This window comes from Cellulomonas sp. GbtcB1, from assembly GCF_019091725.1.
GTDB lineage: Bacteria > Actinomycetota > Actinomycetes > Actinomycetales > Cellulomonadaceae > Cellulomonas.
The window spans coordinates 1-229 of the sequence record NZ_JAGXJG010000710.1; the positions used below are offsets into that span (position 1 = coordinate 1).

Genomic DNA, 229 nt, shown 5'->3' on the forward strand with positions numbered 1-229 from the left:
GGCCGGTCGGGCGGATGATCTGCTCGACCTCGCCGTCGGACATCGCCAGCTCGTAGTCGCCGGGCGTCGCCGACAGGTAGACCGACTGGCCGATCCGATCGACGAACTCCTCCCAGCGCAGCGGTCGGTTGTCCATCGCGCTCGGCAGCCGGAACCCGAAGACGGCGAGGGTCCGCTGGCGGGACATGTCGCCCCCGAACATCCCGCCGATCTGCGGGCACGTCACGTG

The 229-nt window shown here is 70.3% G+C and carries 1 pseudogene; it reads right to left on the reverse strand.

Going from position 1 to position 229, the window contains the following annotated elements:
- Positions 1–229 (reverse strand): annotated as a pseudogene (locus KVT14_RS21915) (excinuclease ABC subunit B); the annotation flags it as partial.